6 protein-coding genes are annotated in these 19,233 nt (G+C 72.7%); 3 read left to right on the top strand and 3 right to left on the bottom strand.

The genetic code is table 11. From position 1 onward, the window contains the following. Positions 1 to 18 precede the first annotated feature (18 nt). From GGD88_RS01410 to GGD88_RS01420, 3 genes are all read left to right on the top strand, one after another. Positions 19 to 2,181: a sensor histidine kinase gene (locus GGD88_RS01410; protein WP_184431060.1), complete on the top strand. Its 2,163-nt coding sequence runs from the start codon at positions 19 to 21 to the stop codon at positions 2,179 to 2,181. A 202-nt stretch (positions 2,182 to 2,383) separates the two neighbouring features. After that, a complete protein-coding gene (locus GGD88_RS01415; protein WP_184431061.1) occupies positions 2,384 to 2,842 on the top strand; it encodes a c-type cytochrome in 459 nt (152 codons plus the stop codon). A 1,058-nt stretch (positions 2,843 to 3,900) separates the two neighbouring features. Further along, positions 3,901 to 4,677 (top strand): hypothetical protein, encoded by a 777-nt coding sequence (locus tag GGD88_RS01420; RefSeq protein WP_184431062.1) that lies wholly within the window; start codon positions 3,901 to 3,903, stop codon positions 4,675 to 4,677. A gap of 73 nt (positions 4,678 to 4,750) precedes the next feature. Here the strand turns inward: GGD88_RS01420 and GGD88_RS01425 are convergent, their stop codons facing one another. From GGD88_RS01425 to GGD88_RS01435, 3 genes are all read right to left on the bottom strand, one after another. Beyond that, positions 4,751 to 5,593 (bottom strand): 3-oxoadipate:acetyl-CoA acetyltransferase, encoded by an 843-nt coding sequence (locus tag GGD88_RS01425; RefSeq protein WP_184431063.1) that lies wholly within the window; start codon positions 5,591 to 5,593, stop codon positions 4,751 to 4,753. 118 nt (positions 5,594 to 5,711) lie between these two features. Further along, positions 5,712 to 6,905, bottom strand: a complete 1,194-nt coding sequence (locus GGD88_RS01430) for an acyl-CoA dehydrogenase (protein WP_184431064.1) — start codon at positions 6,903 to 6,905, stop codon at positions 5,712 to 5,714. Positions 6,906 to 7,212: 307 nt separating this feature from the next. Beyond that, the gene (locus tag GGD88_RS01435; RefSeq protein WP_184431065.1) at positions 7,213 to 19,194 is read right to left on the bottom strand and encodes a lytic transglycosylase domain-containing protein; all 11,982 of its coding nucleotides are present in this window, start codon (positions 19,192 to 19,194) and stop codon (positions 7,213 to 7,215) included. Between the last annotated feature and the right edge of the window lie 39 nt (positions 19,195 to 19,233).

The raw sequence follows: 19,233 nt of genomic DNA on the forward strand, positions 1-19,233 counted from the left end.
GGGCGGCGTGAGGGACGGATGACGGCCGACCAGGCAGGGGAAGACGCGCCGCCGGCGCCGCCGGTGCCACCGATGGCCGGGCTGCCTGGACCCGGCGACCTTCCGGCCTCCCTGCGCCGCGACCTCATCGTGTTCACGGTTCTGGGGTCCCTGGGCGTCGCCGCCAGCTTTGTCAGCGTCAACATCCCCCATACCGTCGTCTTCCTCGACGGACGCTTGGCCTTCGCCTTCATGGGATTCGCGCTGTTGCGGCGCCTGTGGCTGGCCATCCTGCTGGCGGTGCTGCTGTCGCTGTCGGGGTTCCACGTCCTCGCGCTGCCGACGGCCGTCCTCGGCAACCTGATGATCCAGGTGCCCGCCCTGATCGTGGTGCGCGCGGTGCACGCCGCGCTGGTGGCGCGCGTGCCGTCCCTGGCGGTGTATGCCGCGGCCTGGCTCGCGCTGGTCCTGCTGGTGTATCAGGCCATCGTCACACCGGTGATCCATGGCGTCGTGGCGGTCCTCGACGGCGCGGCGCTGGGGCCGGCGGTGCTCCAGGGCTGGCACGATCAGGCGTTCCTGGTCGAGTCCATCCTGGTGGCGAGTGTCTCGACCGCCGGCATGGTGGTCGCGCGCACCTACCGCGAAACCGACCGGCACCGGCGCGAACTGGACGTAACGCTGAACTCCATCGGCGAGGCCGTGGTCACCACCGACATGGCCGGCCGCGTCACCCGCATGAACCCCCAGGCCGAGCGCCTGACGGGCTGGGTGATCCGGGAGGCCCGGGGGCGTCCGGTCGACGAGGTCATGGTCCTGGTCAACACCCGCACTGGCGCCCCGGTGGAGACCCCGGTTGCCCGGGTGATCGCCGAAGGGCGCACCGTGGGGCTGGCCAACCATACCTCGCTGGTGGCCCGCGACGGCACCCGGTACCACGTCGCCGACAGCGCCGCGCCGATTCGCGATGCCGATGGCCGGCTGCACGGGATCGTGATGGTGTTCCGGGACGTCAGCGCCGAGTATGCGTCCCACGAGGCCCTGGCGGAGAGCAAGCGCCAGCTCGATCTGGCGGTGGAGTCCGCCGAACTGGGCATCTGGGACTGGCGCGTCGCCACCGGCGCCGTGGACCTGGTGGGCCATCAGGCGGCGTTGTACGGTTTCGCGCCCGGCACCACGCGCGTGCCGGTCGAGGCGTTCCGGGCGCGGGTGCATCCCGACGACTGGGACGAGACCTGGGCCTTGGCGATCCGGACCGCCGAAGAAGGCGGTACCTTCGACTGCACCTTCCGCATCGTGGAGCGGGACGTGAGGGAAGGCGAGTCCGAGCGTTGGGTGCGCGCCCTGGGCAAGGCGCTGCGCGACGCGGACGGCGCGGTCGTGCGGGTCATCGGCACCGCGCAGGACGTGACGGCGCGGACCCTCTCCGAGCGGGCGTTGCGCCAGACCGTGGATGCCCTCAGCCGCTCCAACGCGGAGCTGGAGCGGTTCGCGTCGATCGCCTCCCATGACCTTCAGGAGCCGGTCCGCAGCATGGTGGCCTACGCCCAGCTTCTGACCTACCGATATGCGCCCCACCTGGACGCCGACGCCCGCGAGTTCCTCGGGTTCATCGAAGAGGGCGCGAAGCGCATGCAGGCGCAGGTCCTGGACCTGCTGGAATACTCCCGCGTCTCGGCCGGCGACCGCCCGTTCCGTCCGGTGCCGCTGGACGGTGTGGTGGCGGCCGCCCGCAAGAACCTGGAGGCGGTCATCGCCGACAGCGGCGCCCGCCTGGAGGTCGGGCCGCTGCCGACCGTCCGCGGCGACCGGGTGCAACTGGTCTCGCTGATGCAGAATCTGATCAGCAACGCGGTCAAGTTCCGCCGGCCCGGTGTTGCGCCCGTGGTTCGCGTCCGCGCCCAGCCGGCCGAGGACGCCCAGGTCATCGAGGTGGCCGACAACGGCATCGGCATCGCCCGCGAGGATCACGCCGCGGTGTTCAAGATCTTCAAGCGGCTGCACACCGCGCAGGAGTACCCGGGCACGGGGCTCGGGCTGGCGCTGGCGCAGCGCATCGCGGAACGACACGGCGGGACCATCACCGTCGACAGTGCCCCGGGTGCGGGGAGCCGTTTCCGCGTCGCGCTCCCCCGCTGCGGCGGCGATGATCCCGGCGCGGAGAGCAGGGGGGACGAGGACTCTCTGGCGCGCGAGTTGTGAGCCGTCTGCTGCACGGCATGCGTTTGCTTGACAGGGGTCCGCTTTCGCATAGGGTTCCAGCACCGGGCCCTGTTGTGGACGTCGCCGGGCGCGCCCCGCCCGGCCCTCCAGGGCTCTTGAGCGGCCGGGTCCGGCTGGCGCCATTCGGGCGGACCCGGCGTCAACCCATGTCACTTGGACATGTCACAGGGAGACGACATCCATGCGCAACCTCCTGACTGCCACGGCGGCTGCCCTGCTCGTGGCCGGCCTCGGCGCCCAGCCTGCGATGGCCGCCGACGACGCCGACGCGGCCGTGCAGCACCGCAAGGACGTGATGACGATCGCCGGCGCCAGCATGGGCTCGCTGGGCTGCTTCATGAAGGGCGACTGCGCGCTCGACGGCAAGGTGCTGGCGCGGCTGGCGAAGTCCATCGCCTTCGCCGGCGAGCTGTCCGTTCCGGCTTTCGAGGTCGATACCCGCGACTCCATGGCCGACACCACCGCGCTGCCGGCGATCTGGGAGAACTGGGATACCTTCGAGGGCGGCCTGAACGCCATGAGTGCCGCCGCCGACGAACTGGCGGTGGCGGCGGCCGACGCCGACCCGCAGGCCATGGGGCCGCTGATGCAGAAGCTGGGCGGCACCTGCAAGGACTGCCACGACAACTTCCGCGACTAGCGCGGATCACGTCACTCCGCGCGAAATGCATGAGTCGCGGCCGCGTGCACCGCGGGGCCGGATCAGCCTGGTCTCGGGTCTCGGGAGCGGCGGACGTCGCTGCACGGAGAAAAGACCAAAGCGAGAAGAAACGGGCCGCGCTGCCATGTCAGGCTGCGCGGCCCGACCGCTTTCGGGACCAGGCTTAGGACTCGAGAGCTATCATGGTCCGGCGATGCGTCGACGACGGGAACGGACATTTCAGGTTACGCATAGAGTATATAAAAATTGAAACGAATTCTGCCCGAAGACTGCGCAAAGGCGGCACAATAAAAAACAGTTGCCGTTTCAGGTTTCCACTGGTAGCGTTCAGACAGTGGCGGGGTGGTTCCGGATGCAGGACAGTATTGGCCTGTGCGGACTCGATGGACCCCGCAACCAAAGACGGATTCCGCCGATCCGGCCCCGGCCGGTGCCTGTGCAGTCTCGTCGACAAGTGTCCGGGACGCCGCGCCAAGCCTCGGCTGCGAGCGAAATCCGACGGGAGGCACCCCCCCGACTGCCCCCCAGCCTCTCGTTGGAGGGAGACCCCCCGAACTCCGTTCGGGGGGTCTCTTTACGCGCCGCACCCCGACACGGCCGCAAGCGAGTCGCCGTGACGGGCGCCCTCCGGCGGGGCGGCGGCGGGGCGGGCGGCGCGGGGGCGACCGCCCGTGCACGGCTTGCCGGGGGGCCGGATTTTTCCTTGACGCCCCGGCGGAAAACGCAGGATCTGAGGGCGAACCTCAAGCCCCTGCCCTTGGTAGGGTGTCTGCGCCGGACGCCGCTGCGCGGCGGGTCCGGCGGTCGTGCGTGCCGGAAGGCGTGGCCGACGGGGGTGTGCCGCGCGCCATCGCGACCGGCGGGACCGGCGGGTGCGGCCCGTACCGATCCGGCCGGGATACGCGCCTCTGTCGGCATGCGCTCTTGTCCATGCGCTCATGTCGGCATGTGGGTGCGTAAAGGCAGGACACCATCACTTCATCACCTCATCGCGTCACCGTGTTGCGTGACGCCACATCGAGCCGTCGGGGGCCAAGATGATCGTTGTGGAAGCCATTCTCATCATCGGGTTGCTGGTCTGGGTGACCCTGCGCCAGCGGGCGTTGCTGCGCGAGATTCAGGAGAGCCAGGCGGCCCAGGCCGCGGCGGCGCCCGAAGGGTCGGCTGGGGCGTCGGCTGGGGCCTCGGCGGCGCCCGCCGCGCACACCGCGTCGCAGCCGGAGGCGGCTGTCGCGCCGCGCACCACCGCGCCGTCGCCGGAGGCTTCCCCGCCCCAGCCGGCCGCGCCGGTCCCGCAGGCCGAAGCCCCCGCGCCCCAGCCGGCCGCACCGACGTCTCAGGCCCAGGCCCCTGCGCCCAAGCCGGCCGCGCCGGCCCCGCAGGCCGAAGCCCCCGCGCCCAAGCAGGCCGCACCGACGTCCCAGGCCCAGGCCCCCGCGTCCAAGCCGGCCGCACCGACGTCCCAGGCCCAGGCGCCCGCGCCCAAGCCGGCCGCGCCGGCCCCGCAGGCCGAAGCCCCCGCGTCCAAGCCGGCCGCACCGACGTCTCAGGCCCAGGCCCCCGCGTCTAAGCCGGCCGCGCCGTCGTCCCAGGCCCAGGCCCCCGCGCCCAAGCCGGCCGCACCGGCGGCGACCCCGGCCACCAAGACGATAGCCAAACCGGCCGCGGCGGCGGCTCAGGGGACGGCCCAGGGGACGGCCCAGGACCCGGTCAAGGGCACGGCCAAGGACAAGCCCGCCGCCGCCCCCAAGAGCAAGGCGAGGGGCGCCGGCAAGGGCAGCAAAGGCGGCGGCAAGGGCGGCCGCAAGGGCTGATCGGCGTCGCGGACGCGGCTCGGCTCTGTCTCCGGATGGCGCCGCGCCGCGCCGGGCGCCTGCCGCGCCGCCGTCAGGCCGCCGCGGCCATCGCCGGCAGCTTGAGCAGGGCGCGGGCCTCGGCCGGGGTGGCCGGATGGCGATCGTACTGCGCGCACACCTCGGCGGCCCGCCGCACCAGCGCCGCGTTCGAGGGGGCCAGCGTGTGTTTGTCCAGGCGCACGTTGTCCTCCAGCCCGGTCCGCAGGTGGCCGCCGTGCTCCAGAGACCAGTGGTGCAACGTGAGCTGGTGGCGGCCGATGCCGGCCCCAGTCCAGGTGGCGTCCGGGGCCAGCCGGCGCAGCGTGCGGACATAGAAGTCGAAGGTCTCGCGGTCGACCGGCACCGCGTTCTTGACCCCCATCACGAACTGCACGTGCAGCGGGCCGACGATCTCGCCGCTCTCGGCCATCTCGACCGCCTTGAACAGCATGGACAGGTCGAAGACCTCGATCTCCGGCTTGATGCCGTACTCCTTCATCAGGCCGGCCAGCCAGGTGATGAAGGTCGGCGCGTTCTCGTAGATCCGGGTCGGGAAGTTGCACGATCCGGTCGACAGCGACGCCATGTCCGGCTTCAGGGCCAGCATGCCGCCGCGCTCCTCGCCGGTGCCGGAACGGCCGCCGGTGGAGACCTGGACGATCATCCCGGGGCAGTGCGCCCGAATCCCCTCGATCAGACGGGCGAACTTCTCGGGATCGGAGGTGGTGGTGCCGTCGTCGTTGCGGACGTGGCAATGCGCCAGCGAGGCGCCCGCCTCATAGGCTTCGTGGGTGGACTCCACCTGCTCGCTCACCGTGATCGGCACGGCCGGGTTGTCGCGCTGGGTCGGCACGGAGCCGGTGATGGCGACGGTGATGATGCAGGGCGTGGTCATGGGAACGTCTCCGGGCGATGAAGGGCTCTGACACAAACAGATGACCCATCATCGACCCTGAAACAAGTGCGTCATCCGCCCGGCGGTTCCCGGCGCCGCTCGCGGATCGGCCGCGGACCTATCCGGTGAACGCCTGCAACCCGGTCTGGGCGCGGCCCAGGATCAGGGCATGGATGTCGTGGGTGCCCTCGTAGGTGTTCACGGTCTCCAGGTTCATGGCGTGGCGGATGACGTGGTACTCGTCCATGATGCCGTTGCCGCCGTGCATGTCGCGGGCCACGCGGGCGATGTCCAGCGCCTTGCCACAGTTGTTGCGCTTCAGGAGGGAAATGGCCTCCGGCACGGCGCGACCCTCGTCGATCAGCCGGCCCAGGCGCAGCACGCTGGGCAGGCCCAGGGTGATCTCGGTCTGCATGTCGGCCAGCTTCTTCTGGATCAGCTGCGTCGCCGCCAGCGGACGGCCGAACTGGGTGCGCTCCAGGGTGTACTGGCGGGCGGCGTGCCAGCAGAACTCCGCGGCCCCCAGGACGCCCCAGGCGATGCCATAGCGCGCCTTGTTGAGGCAGCCGAAGGGGCCTGCCAGGCCGGCGGCACCGGGCAGCAGGTTGGCCTCCGGCACCTCGACGCCGTCCAGCACGATCTCGCCGGTGATGGAGGCGCGCAGGCTGAACTTGCCCTCGATCTTGGGGGTCGAGAACCCCTGCATGCCGCGCTCCACCAGGAAGCCCTTGATGCGGCCGTCGTGGGCATCGGACTTGGCCCAGACCACGGCCACGTCGGCGATCGGGCTGTTGGTGATCCACATCTTGGCGCCCGTGAGGCGGTAGCCGCCGTCGGTCTTCTCGGCGCGCGTTTTCATGCCGCCGGGATCCGAGCCATGGTCGGGCTCGGTCAGGCCGAAGCAGCCGACGGCCTCGCCGGACGCGAGGCGCGGCAGCCATGCCTGCTTCTGCTCTTCGGTGCCGTAGGCGTGGATCGGGTGCATGACCAGCGAGGACTGGACGCTCATGGCCGAGCGGTAACCGCTGTCGACGCGTTCGATCTCGCGTGCGATCAGACCGTAGGCGACGTGGTTGACGCCGGCGCCGCCGTAGGCTTCCGGAATGGTGGGGCCGAGCAGGCCGAGCGCGCCCATCTCGGTCATGATCTCGCGGTCGAAGCGTTCCTCGCGGTTGGCGCTGAGCACCCGCGGCATGAGTTTGTCCTGGCAGTAGGCGCGGGCGCTGTCCCGCACCATGCGCTCCTCCTCGGTCAGCTGGCCGTCGAAGTCCAGAAGGTCGTCCCAGTTGGCGAGGGGGCTGGCGGCGCTCATGGGCGGGGGTCCTCTTCGCTGCGCGTGGTGTTCAGCCGAGAGAATGGCGCGCGGGCCGCCATTGGTCCAGGCGCCGGCTTCGATGGCAGCGATCGGGCGCGGTGATGGGGGCGGCGCGGGGATGGCGGTGCCGCAGTGGGCGCAGACATCGGCATGGCAGTGCACCACCCGGTCCGGGGTGTCCGCCAGGTCCCGCGTCGTGCCCGGCCCGTCCCGTGTATTGCGCGGTGTCTTCTCGCGCGGCGGCCGCTTGCGGTTCTGCCCGCGCGACGGCGGACCGCTGGAGCTGGCCCGGGTCTTCGCAGGATCACGGGGCGGGCGCCAGGGGCAGGAACAGGCGCTCCACGGTCAGCAACGGGCGCTGGTCGTCCTCCAGCGCGGAATAGAGGGTGAGCGAGAACACCCATTCGCCGCCCTGGGCGACGGGCGCCGCCGTCGCGCGCCACTGCGCCACGGCCGATTGCATCACGCCGGCGGTTTGATCCGTCAACGGCTGGTTCGGGTACAGATAGATCGGGGTCTCCTCGATCAGACCGTGGCGCGGATCGAGCGGGTCCGTCGCCAGTTCGTAGGCGTAGGAGACCCCCATGGTGACGGTCAGCGACCCGTCCAGCGCGTCCGCGCCGAACAGGGTTTCGAACGCAGCCTGTAGGGCCTCCGCCACGCCCTCGGGCTCCGGGCCGGTCTGGAGCGGCACCCGCTCGTCCCACGGGTTGAACGGGGTGACGACGCTCGCCGCTTCCACCGTGTCGGTCTGGAAGACGAAGGCGGCGTTGGTCTCCGGACCGTCCGGGCCCAGCAGTTTCTGGTTGCGCCGCACGGCGATCGAGCCGGTGGCGTTCTGCCAGCGGGCCACGTTGAGGTCGGGGACGGTCAGGGTGAACGTGGGCCAGAGGGCGGGAACCCGGACCCCCTCCGGCACCTGGTAGCGGGTGATGGTCTCGGAGACGGTTTCGGGCGCCAGGGACACCGCTCGGCCGTCCACCGTCCGGGCCGTCACCTGCGGCCAGACGCCGTCCGGGCCGACGGGGGTCTCGAGGGCGGTCAGAGTCAGGTGGTCCACCTCGCGGGTGCCCGCCTCGGCGCCGTCGCGGTCCGTCACCCGCGCCCGGAACGCGAAGGTCTCCGCCGCCAGGTCGGCGGCCGCCCGGCTCCGCCGCGCCTGCTCGGGCTGGTGGCGGATGGTCCAGTGGTCGGCGATCGGGCGGGCCAGATCGAGGAAGGTGCCGGCCGCCGTGCGCTGGGTGGGGGACAGGGGGCCGTCGGTCTCGGCCAGGGTGTCCAGGATCGCCCACAGGTCGTCGGCGACGGCCATGTAACGCGCGAGCTGCGGGAACAGATCCTCCGTCTCCGCGCGCGCCTCCCGCAGATCCCCGGGCCGTAGGTTGTAGCGCAGGGTCACGGTGACCTCGTCCTGCTCGGCGTGCTCGTGGGCATAGGTGAAGGCGTGGTCCCACAGCGCCATGTCGGCCAGCGGGACGTCGGTCTCCGCCCGGACGGTCCCCCGGCGTCGCCGCGCCCGCACCCGGGCACGCGCCGGCGCGTCCAGGGCGGAGGGCGCGGCCGACTGCCCGCGCGCCTCCGGCAGGGCGGGGAAGACCCGCAGGGGGATGGGAACGGAGACCGTGCCCAGGTCGGAGGACAGGGCGGCGGGACGATGGTCGCCGCTCAGGGGCGGCAGGAAGCTCAGCCACTGGGAGGACGCGTAGCCCTGGGGCAACCCCGCCGTGACGATGTTCCGCTCCATGTCGGTGATGCCGAAGGCCATGTCCGCCGTCACGGCCCGGTGGGTGGCCGGATCGGCCTCGCTCAGGAGCATGGTGACGAAGGGCGAGCGGTCGGTGAGCCAGCACTTGGCGGCGGTCATGGTCCAGGAGCGGTCGGTCCCGGTGTCGCCGGTCACCGTGATGCCGCCGTAGAGGTCGGCCGGGGCGAGCCCGGACTCCGGGTCCTGCCAGGGCGAGGAGACGGTGCGGTCGAGCTGGACCAGGGCGGCGGCGGACCAGGCCTGGGACAGGCTGACCCCCAGCCGCTGCTCCAGGGTGGCCGCGGCGGCGGCCTGACCCGCGGCCTGCTGCGGATCGTCGATCTCCAGAACGGGGGCGAGGCCCTCTGCGATGGCGCCCGCCAGGTCGCGTTTGACCGTGACGATGCCGGCCAGGGTGTCGCGGGTCTCCGCCGTGCGGTACAGCGCCGCGGCGGTCCCGGCGCTCAGGATCCGGTCCATGTCCGACAGGAACCGGGTGGCCCAGGGCTGGGTGTCGATGCCCTGGAAGTCGGTGTCCTCGGCGTGCGGCGACAGCGCGCCATCGGGTCGCAGGGTGCGGATGGACACCCCTTCGCGACCCACCGGGCGGGTGTACAGGGGGGCGAGGGCAAAGAACCGCGGCTGCGGCCCCGGGGCGCCGGGCACCGTGGTGGTGCCGGCGATGGTGAGCGACCGGATGCCCGCCGCGCCGAAGTCCACCGCCCACAGATCGCGCCGGTCGTCCGCCGCCCGACCGGTCGCGACGCGCAGGTTGGGCAGGGCGTCGACCAGGGCGGCGATGAAGGCGTTGAGGGTGAGGCCGCCGGAGTCCGCCGCGTCGCCCGTGCCCTGGGGCGCGGGGATGACGGAGACCACCCGTTCGACACCGCCGCCGGCGCCCGGCTCGAAGTCCGGATTGACCAGGGCCGTGGGCCGGGCCAGGGACAACTGGACGCGCAGCGAGAAGGCGGGGCCGGGATAGGGACCATTGGCGCCGATCGGCAGGGTGATGCGTGCCGGGGACGGCGGCAGCAATGCCAGCGCCCCCGCCGCGAACAGCGGGATGTCCCGGTTGGCGGGCGCCTCGGCGAGGGCGGCGGGATCCACCTGCACGCCCGCCTCGGCGAAGCGGACGATCAGGCTGTTGAAGCTGTCGTTGGCCCGGGTCTCGACCGACACCAGCCCGTCCGGCCCCCGGACGGTGACCCCCGGGGCGATCAGGCCGGGCGTGCCGGCGTTGGCCAGGGCGAGGGCGCCGGCGCCGAGGCCGAACAGGTCCGGGATGTCCCCCGGCGTGGCCGCCCCGGCGAAGCGGGCGGGGGGACAGATCAGCAGCGCGCCGGGCTGTAGGGCGCCGGCGTCGGCGCCGATGCCGGCCACCAGGTCGGCCAGGGTGGCGTCGGGCGCGGTCGCGCGGACCTGGGCCAGGGCTTCGGCCAGGGACTCCCCGTCGGGCGGCGTGGTGATGGGGACCGTCTCGCCCCCCACCGGGATCTGCAAGGTCGTGTCCCCGGCCAGGACCCGGGGCATGGCGGCGTTGTCCGTCGCCAGCGCCAGCGCCGGATCGTCGCCGGGCCAGGCGAAGCGGGGCGCGACGGCGTCGAGGGTGTCGCCGGCCCGCAGGGTGTAGGGATTGCGCGCCAGGGCGGGATCCGCGGGCCAGACCGCCAGACCGGGGATGGCGAACAGGCCGTCCGCCGGAACGGCCAGGTCCGGATTGGCCGCCAGCAGGAGTTCCCTCGGACAGGCGTAGGCGTCGGCGAACTGGCGCAGGGTCTGGTCCGGCTCCGGCGTGATCCCGGCGCCGTCGTTGAAGGCCCCCAGGTGGATCAGCGCGCCCATGTCGAACAGGTTCGGGGTCGCCGTGTTCAGGGCCGCCAGCTGGGCCTGGGAAAGGCCGCTGCCGGTGCTGGCGAGGGTCTCTCCCTCGGCCGCCACCCACTGGGTGCTGGCGACGGTTTCGTCGGCCTGGAACAGGCCCGGACGGTCGGCGTGGGTCTCGCCCAGGTCCAGGGGGGTTACCGTGACGCCCGCGGCGGCGAAGGCGGCGCAGACGGCGTCGAACGAGCGGATCGGCGGTGTCCCGTCGGGACCGGTGACGGTCACGGTGACCACGGTGTCGTCGGAGACCGCGACGGAGAACGTGACCCCCTCCTGCAGGATCGGGGCCGCGGCGTTGTCGCGCGCCAGCGGACCCGGTGTGGTGCCCAGGGCGTCGGCCAGGTCCGCCAGGGACGGCGACCCGTCGCCGGTGCCGTGGGTGAGCGGCGGCGAGACCGCCAGGGCGGCGCCGACCCGCAGGGGCAGGGTGCCGTTCTCGGGATCCGCGAGCAGCGCCTCGGGCTTCACCCGGGGCCAGCCCGCGGGCCGGGTCGCGCCCGCCAGGGTCTCGGCGGTGTCGTTTTCGGCGAACACGGCGAAGGCGGGGACGACGACGGACGCGCCGCTGCCGAACAGCGCCTCCATGGGCCGGTCGGCGTTGGCGAGGGCCATTTCTGCGGGCCGCACACCGAATTCGGTGGCGATGGATCCCAGGGTGGCGCCCTCGGGTGCCCGGGCGGCGCCCAACCGGGCGGCGGCGGCGTTGAACGCCTGGGCGGCGGCGGCGAAGCGCCACAGCAGGGCCGGGTCGACGGCGTGGTTGGCGCTGGTGTCCAGCGAGGTGGTCACCGTGGCGGTGAGCGTCTGGCCGAGTTGGTAATAGGACTTGGCGTAGGCCTCGGCCTGGCGGCCGGCGGCCGCCGCGGCCGCGTCGCCGGGCTGGGCGGGGCCGGGCATGACCGTTGAGGGGCGTGGATCGACAGAGACGGTGAGCGAGACGCGATCCCCCTCGCGCTGGACGGTGTACCCGGTGACGACGGCGGGCCAGTCGCCCACGCCAATCAGGGGGTCGGTGTAGCCGGTGGGCATGGCGACGGTGCCCTGGCCCTCCGGTGCGGGGCCGGTGCGATTGCCCAGGATGTCGTGGAACGTCAGGCTGGCGGTGGCCGTCGGCAGGCTCTGCGCGCGGCCGAAGCCTCGGTACGGATCGTCCTGGGGATCGGGGAGCCCCGGGACGGCGGGCAGCGCGGAGGCGCCGGCGAACCGGCTGAGGGGCAGGATCTGGTCATAGCGCCACAGGGGCTCGGCCTCCAGGGCCGTCCGCCGGTCGCGGCGCAGGCCCCGGCGCACGAGGCGCGCGCGTTTCCAGGCCGGGGGCGGGCTCGCCTCCGACGGTGCGGGCGGCGCGGGCATCCCCGAAGCCGCCATGACGTAGGGTGAGGCCCCGCTCTGCGGGATGGCCACACCCAGCAGGCTGAACAGCCGCCGCAGTTGCAGGACCGCCGCCTCGGTATCGCCGCCGCCGGGGGGCTGGTCCGGGGGCGCGTCGAGCGCCAGGGTGAACCCGGCGCTGCCCGGCGGAACCAGGGCCTGAAGGATGGTGTCCTGCTCCCCGTGGTCCTCCGCGTAGAGGGTGTCGATGGCCGCTTCGAGGCCCGGGGCGACCAGGGCGCAGGTGTTGAACGGCAGCAGGGGGCGCCCCTCCGGCGCCGGGTCCTGTTGCGATCCGGCGATGACCAGAAGGTCGATGGTCGCGATGCCGTTCTCGTCCAGGGCGCTGGCAGGCAGGCCCGCCTCCAGGCCGACCGCATAGCCGACGCCGCCGACCACGCTGCCTTCCCACAGCAGGGTGACGAAGCGCTCCAGCTCCGCCAGCGAGGCCGCCGGCCGCTCCGGCTCGTCGCCGCGGGCCAGGGCGCGGGTCCGGCCGGCGGCAATGTCGGGCGGCCGGGGCACGGTTTCGGTCGAGAGGTTGGCCTGGATGATGAAGGTGTCGGTGGGTGCCCCCGGCAGCAGGGCGAGTCCGGCGGCGTTGCCGGCGTTGGGCGCGGGCCGCGCCAGCACATGGACCACCGTGCCCGCGCCGGCGCCGTCGGCCAGCCACTGCCGCAGGGCGAGGAGCACCGGGCGGTCCGCCTCGGCCACGCCGTGCAGGGCGAACAGGGTGAGGTCGTCGTTGACCTGCTTGATCCGCACCGGGATCCGGCTGGCCCAGGTGGCCTCGGCGACGGTCGCCGCCGCGCGGCCGGTGGGTTCGCCCTCGGCGGTGGCGAGCAGGTCGTAGGGCACCGTCGACCCGGCCAGGGCGCGGGCGCGCAGGTCCTCGGGGAACGGCCACAACGAGGGCTGGGCGCTGACCGGCGGGCCGTCCATGCCGGGGATGGGCAGCGCGATCGGCGTCTGCACCTCGATGCGGTGTGTCAGGCCATGGGCGCGCGGGCTCCGCTCGGCCAGGGGCATTGCCGCCGGCGGCTCCGCCACGGGGATCCCGTAGGCGGTGGCCGGTCCCATGGCGATGATCTCGGCGTTGCTGTAGGCGTAGGTCAGCTCCGCCGCTGCGGCGGTGGGGATCACCATCCCCCGGGGCGCCGCGGCGCGGGCGCCGAAGGCGCCGGCGGGCGCCGTGCCGCCGCCCTCGGACACCGTGCTGTCGACCAGGGTCACCCAGGCGGTCTGGGACGTCAGGGTCAGCGAGAGGGCCGGGTCCCCTCCCTTGTCCGGGTCGGTGTCCACGTCCAGGTCGAACTGCTGACCGGTCAGGTCGTACAGTGGCGCCGTCTGGTCCGGGCTGGGGACCACGTGCCCGTCCTGCTCGACCGGCAGCGGGGTGCGCAGCCCGCCCAGGAGCGAGCGCGAGGCCTGGTTGACCACGCGCGGCAGGGCCTCGCCGTCCAGGATGCCCCGGACGATCCCCGCCACCGTCATGACCGGCAGTTGGGTCACGGTGAGGTCCGTGCCGATGGCGTAGAGCCCGGGCCGGTCCGCCAGCCGGTCGGCGGCGTCGGCCACGCTCAGGCCGTAGGTCCGCGACAGGACCGCGAAGCTCAGCGTCCCGCCCTCGGGCGCGCGGGCCACGGCGCCGGGCACCGGCACCACGGCCAGGGGCGCGAGGATGGGCGCCGCGCCCGCCCAGCCCAGGATCGCCGGCCAGGCATAGGTCCAGGTGCCGCGCGCCGGATCGCTCCCGTCCTGGGTCCAGGTGGCATCCAGGATCAGGCGCCGCGCCAGGGCCTCCATGCTGTCGCCGGGGGTGACCGGCAGGCCGCTCCAGGCCGGCAGCCCGTAGCTGTTGGCGCCGGTCTCGGTGACCCCCGCGAGGAAATCGAGCCAGTCCGGCGCCTGTTCGGGCGCGCGGTCCGGGTAGACCTGGACCAGCGTCAGGGCGGCGGCGATGCGGTCGAGGGTATCGCCGGCCACCGTGGTGTAGTCCATGGTCGGGGACACGGCGTTGAAGGCCTGGGGCACCTGGAGCACGTGGCCCGGCGGGATCTCCAGGGAGGTCACCACGCGGTCGTTGCCGGTCAGGGTGGACAGCAGATCGCGGTTTATGTCGTACACCGCCTGGGCGTACCAGGCGGCGGGATCCAGGGACGGCAGGACATAGCGGACATAGGCCGTCGCCGCGGCCATGAGGCGGCTGTCCGGACCGGCCTGCCAGATGCGCGCGGGCAGGTCGAAGACGCTGCCGCCCCGCAGCACCTGCGTGGCGGCGCCCAGCGGTCGGTCGCCCCCCGGTCCGGTGAACAGGGCGGTGGCGGAGTCCAGGTTGAACAGCGCGGCGATGCCGTCCAGCGTCTCGCCGTCCGCCACCTGGTGGGGCAGGTTGCCCAGCGTGACGGTGTCGAGGGCGAAGGCCTGGTCGGCGTTGTCCTGGGCCAGCACCTCCGGGGCGACCCCCAGGGCGATGGACAGCGTCGATCCCACCGGCGCGGCGGCGAGGCGCTGCGCGAGATCCGGATTGAGGAAGGTCAGTTCGGCGGCGCTGGCGCCGAGCGCGTCGGCGACGCTCTCGACGGTGTCGCCGGAGCGGACGGCATAGTCGACCGTCGCCGAGGGGAACGTGCCCGCCAGGTCGGCGAGGGTCTGTCCCTGGCCGTCGCCCCCGTCCGCCACCGTGACCCGGGCCACGGCGAGCAGGTCTTGCGCCTCCTTGACCGCGGCCTTGGCGATCATCAGGCAGTAGTCGCGGAAGATGTAGGTGGGATAGGACTCGTAGGCGGCCGGGTCGTCGACCGCGGGGCGCGGGCCCGCCGCGCCGCCCACCGGCAGATAGTCCCCCGTGCGCCGTGCCACGCCCCATTCGTACCACGGGCCGACCGGGTTGATGGCGGCGAAGTCCACCGTCCCGCCGGGCGTGCCCGTGCGGGTCAGGCCCGGCGGCAGGGGGGCGACCATGCCGCCCACCTCGGTTGCGTCGCCGCCCGGATCCCCGGCCAGCAGCAGGTGGAGGTTGGTCGCGAACAGGCGGTCCAGCATGTCCCAGGCGAAGCCCAGGTCGGCGGTTTCCGGATCGTCGAGTGCGGCCGTCAGCAGGGCGAGCTGGCCGGCGGTGACCGGATCGGTTTCCGTCGCGGGGCCGTCGGGGATCGCGTACAGGCAATACAGCAGCAGGACCTTGACCCAGAGGTCCGGGGTCAGGGTGTCGGTGTCCCCGTCGTCGGCGGCCAGGGCGTGCTGACGGGCCGACCGCCGGGACGTCGCCGCCGCGGTCGCCGCCTCCGGGGTCTCGCCCGAGTTGGCGCACAGCAGGAACGCCACCCGGTAGAGCGGATCGGCCGGCGGGTCGGGCGTGGTCGTCCAGTCCACCGGGGGCGCGCCCAGCGAGACGGTCGGCAGCAGGTGCAGCAGGGCCTGTCGCGGTTCGCCGTCCGGGAACAGGGCGCGATCGGGGTCCCAGCCCCAGGCCCCGGCGAGGCTCCGCCCCGGCCCCAGGACCAGCGCCCGCCTCGCCCGGGCGCGCCGCAGGTGATGATCGCGCAACGCGGCCAGCCGGCGCATCCGGTTGCGGCGGGCGTAGCCGCTGCCGCCGCGGACCAGGGTTCCGCCGGTGCCCAGCAGGCCCAGCCGCGCCGCCGCGCTGTCCGCCCGGAAGGGGGCGGGGTCGCCGCCCGGGGCCACGATCCAGGGCGTCTGTTCGGTCGTTCCCAGGACGTAGGTCAGCTCCAGCTCGACGTGGAAATTGAAGGACACCTTGATGAACAGCACCTTCACCTTGGCCTGGGCGTCGACCGACACCAGCATCTCGAACGTGGTCGGCCGGTAGGCTTCGAACAGGGCGGCGACCTGGGCATAGGCCTCCAGGGTCACGGAAACCTTGATGACCTTGAAGTCGACGTAGCCGTAGACCTTGCCGTGCATGGCCGCGATGCCCAGGGCGCGGAAGTACTGCGCCGGGGGCTGGCCCGCGCTGGCCGGGTTGAACCAGCCGAGCACGCCCTGGAAGATCACCTGGACCTCGACGTAGGCGCCGCCGGCGAGGATGCCGGCGCGGATCTCGCGACCCACCCCGGCGGCCAGGCCCACGCCCAGTTCCAGCACCGGCGCGAAGGTGCCGTTGGTGATGCGCGGCACCTGGCTGGAGGTCACGCCGTCAAGAAGACCGACGTAGACCCCGCCGCGGCCGATGAAGATGTAGGCCTGCACCGAGAAGGAGCGGGTGAAATCCTGGTTGTATGGGAAGCCCAGGTCGACCTTGAAGTTGCCATTGGTGTAGACCTCGACGACCACCGTCCCCAGGGTGATGGAGGCGACGCCGATCTGGAAGGTCCGGAAGGCGTCCGGCAGCCGCAGTTCGACGCGGAACATGCCCACGTCGTCCGAGATCTTCTTGTACAGGATCTCGAAACGCAGCCCCGCCAGCGACCCGGCCTTCTCCCCGTTCAGGCCCACCGACAGCCCGTACAGGATGGGATCGTTGAACAGGAAGCCTAGATCCACGGTTCCGGCCATCAGGCCGATGTCGAGGCCGATCAGCCATTGACTGTCCGCCGAATAGGCGATCTTGCCGGTGGGGCCGGGCAGGTTGCCCGGATTGTCCACGGGCTTCATGAAGGCCTTCAGTTCGGCCAGGGTCCCGGCCACGGTGTCCGGCGGGTCCTGGATGCGGATGCGCTGGCCCAGGCCCAGGTAGCGCAGGTCGACCAGCCCCGTTCCCGTGCCCGGCACGGCGGGCGGCGGGTCGTTGACCACGTCCCAGGCCAGGGCATCGTCGCCGGTGTAGTCCTGGCCGAGCAGGGCGCCTTCCAGGATCAGCTCCACCTTGCCCGCGCCGCCGTGGCTGTAGCGCACGCCGATGGACGACAGGGACCCGAAGCCCAGGTCGACCTCGGCCCGGTAGACGAACTCGACCACGTTGCGGGTGGGGTCCAGGGTCAGGACGAAGCTGGACAACTCCACCCGCTTGAGGATGTCCCAGGGGGCGTCGAGCTGGAACCCGATGGTCGGGGCTGCCAGGTTGACCAGGTATTCCAGCATGTCGCCCAGCGTGGCCCCGCCGAGCTGGACCGAGACCACCTGGTGGCGCGGGTTGGTCTCGCTGCCCGTCTCGCCCCGCCAGGCGGTGACCGCCTGGACCCAAAGGGTGTCGACGCAGACCTTGAGCAGGTAGGTGGGCTCGTCCACGCCCACGTCCATGCCCACCTCGACCGCGATGCGGTTGATCTGAAACGTGCCGCCCAGGCGGCCGTGGGCGGGCGTCTCGGCCGGCGCCGACCCGTCGCGGGCGATGTCGATGCTGGCCGAGGCCGAGACCTTGAGGGGGGTCCCGAAGAGTTCGGGCGTCCAGCGGCCGGAAATGGTGCCGCCGAGGGCATAGGACCGGCCTTCCGTGGCGAACCGTACGTCCAGGCGGTCGACGGTCAGGTGGGGCACGGAGGCCGGCGCGGCGCCCAGGCCCAGGAAGCGCGCGACCACGTCCGTCAGGTCGATGACGGTGCCCTGGTACAAATGGCCCTCGAAGACCCAGCCCACCGGCGTCTCCGGGTCCTGGACCGGGTACGCGGCCGAGAGCATCAGGCGCGGGCTCTCGTAGTCGTCGGGGGGATCACTGGGGACGAAGGAGAAGACGCCCGACAGGCCGCCGCCGACCTGGCCGTTCTGACTGGCGATCCAGAACTCCACCTCCTCCAGGACCAGGGTGATGACCACCAGGTCGATGGCCCAGCCCTGGGTGAGCACGGGATCCCCGGTGTCGGCGTCCGTGAACACGACCTGGGTATGGCCCGAGTAGTTCTGCGCGATGGGGTCGGCCGCGAAGCCCAGCTCCGTCACCGTGGCGGCGTGCAGGCCGCCGACGGCGGGTCCCGGGGCGCCGAAGTAGTAGGTGAACGCCGCGCCGATGGGAATGCGGTCGCCCTCGCGCATCTCGCCCTGGATCAGCAGCTCGGGCAGGCTGACGGCGACGTCGATGTCGACCTTGGCGGCGGTCGTGCCCGCTCCGGGACCCGGGGGCGCGTGGCCTTCGTGGCCGTCGCTACCGCTGTCGCCGTCGCCATCGCCGGAGAAGCGCAGGGTGCCGAAGACGGCGCCACTGACCGTGCCCGTGGACCGGACCACGCTGTCCGACCCGCGCACCGCGCCCCAGGCCCACAGCCAGCGGGTGCCGACGTTGCGCAGGGTGACGAAGGGGATCGGGGGCGACCACGCGCGGTCCGAGACGATGGTCACCGCCAGATCCCGCAGGTCCGGGACCAGGCCCCCCGCCGGTGTGGTGAAGGTCAGGTTCACCTCGCGGAACTTGAAGGTTTCGATCAGCGGGAAGTTGTCGGGCAGGGGCAGGGCGGGCAGGCCGAAGATGGTCGTCAACTGGGCCATGCCCCGAACCACGGACGCCGAGTCCGGGTCGAACAGCGCCGTCAGCCGCCACTGGGGACCGGCGACGAGCAGGGGCGTGTAGAGGCGGGCGACCAGGGCGTCGGCCCCCGATCCCAGCCTGACGGTGCCGGTCAGGTTGACCACGGAGAAGCGGGTCCGCCCCCAGTCGGTTGCGTCCAGGTCGTCGCGGACGATGAACTCAAGGCCCAGATCCGACAGGGACAGGCCGCCGGGACCGTCGTTTGCCTGGGCGGGGGAGCCGACGGCCAGGGTCGCCGACCCGGCGGCCCGGGCCACCAGGTCCAGGACCGGCGGGGTCTCCCAGTCCGGCGGCATCGTCAGGGACCCGTCCAGCGCCAGCGGCCAGGGGGCGAGCATGTCCAGGGCGGGCCCGAAGACGGGGGCCTCCGGCAGGCGGCCCGACAGGGTCAGCGTGGCGTCCGGACGGCTGTCGGCCTGGAACACGGGCGACAGCAGCGCCAGGTCGGCCAGGATGGACGGCCCCCAGATGACCGGGCCGAGCGCGCTGTCGCCGGTGCGTTGGCTGGCGGGAAGGGCGGCGGGATTGAAAAAGCCCGAGAAGGTCCACCCCGGGCTGGTGACCGTCAAGGAGAGCTGGAAGACGCCGCCGCTGTCGCCCCCCTCGGTGTAGAGCAGGCGGCCCTGCACCGGGAACCGCATGCCCTGCGGGTCGCCGGGCTGGCCGAACCGGCCCGATCCGGTCAGCGTCACCCGCTCAAGGCCCTGCGTCAGGGTTGCGTCCGACAGCGTATAGGCGTCGGTGATGCCGAACAGCCCCAGCACGCCGCGCAGCGGCGCCAGAGCGGTGTCGGCGGACGCGCTCCACAGGTCGATGGTCCCGGCCGAGAGGGCGGCGTTCAGGGCCGCGTATACCGTCGTGACGGACATGGGCTACCTCTCGGAACCGGGGACGGGGCGGGCACCGCG

This window comes from Roseospira goensis, from assembly GCF_014197795.1.
In the GTDB taxonomy this organism is placed as follows: Bacteria; Pseudomonadota; Alphaproteobacteria; order Rhodospirillales; family Rhodospirillaceae; genus Rhodospira; species Rhodospira goensis.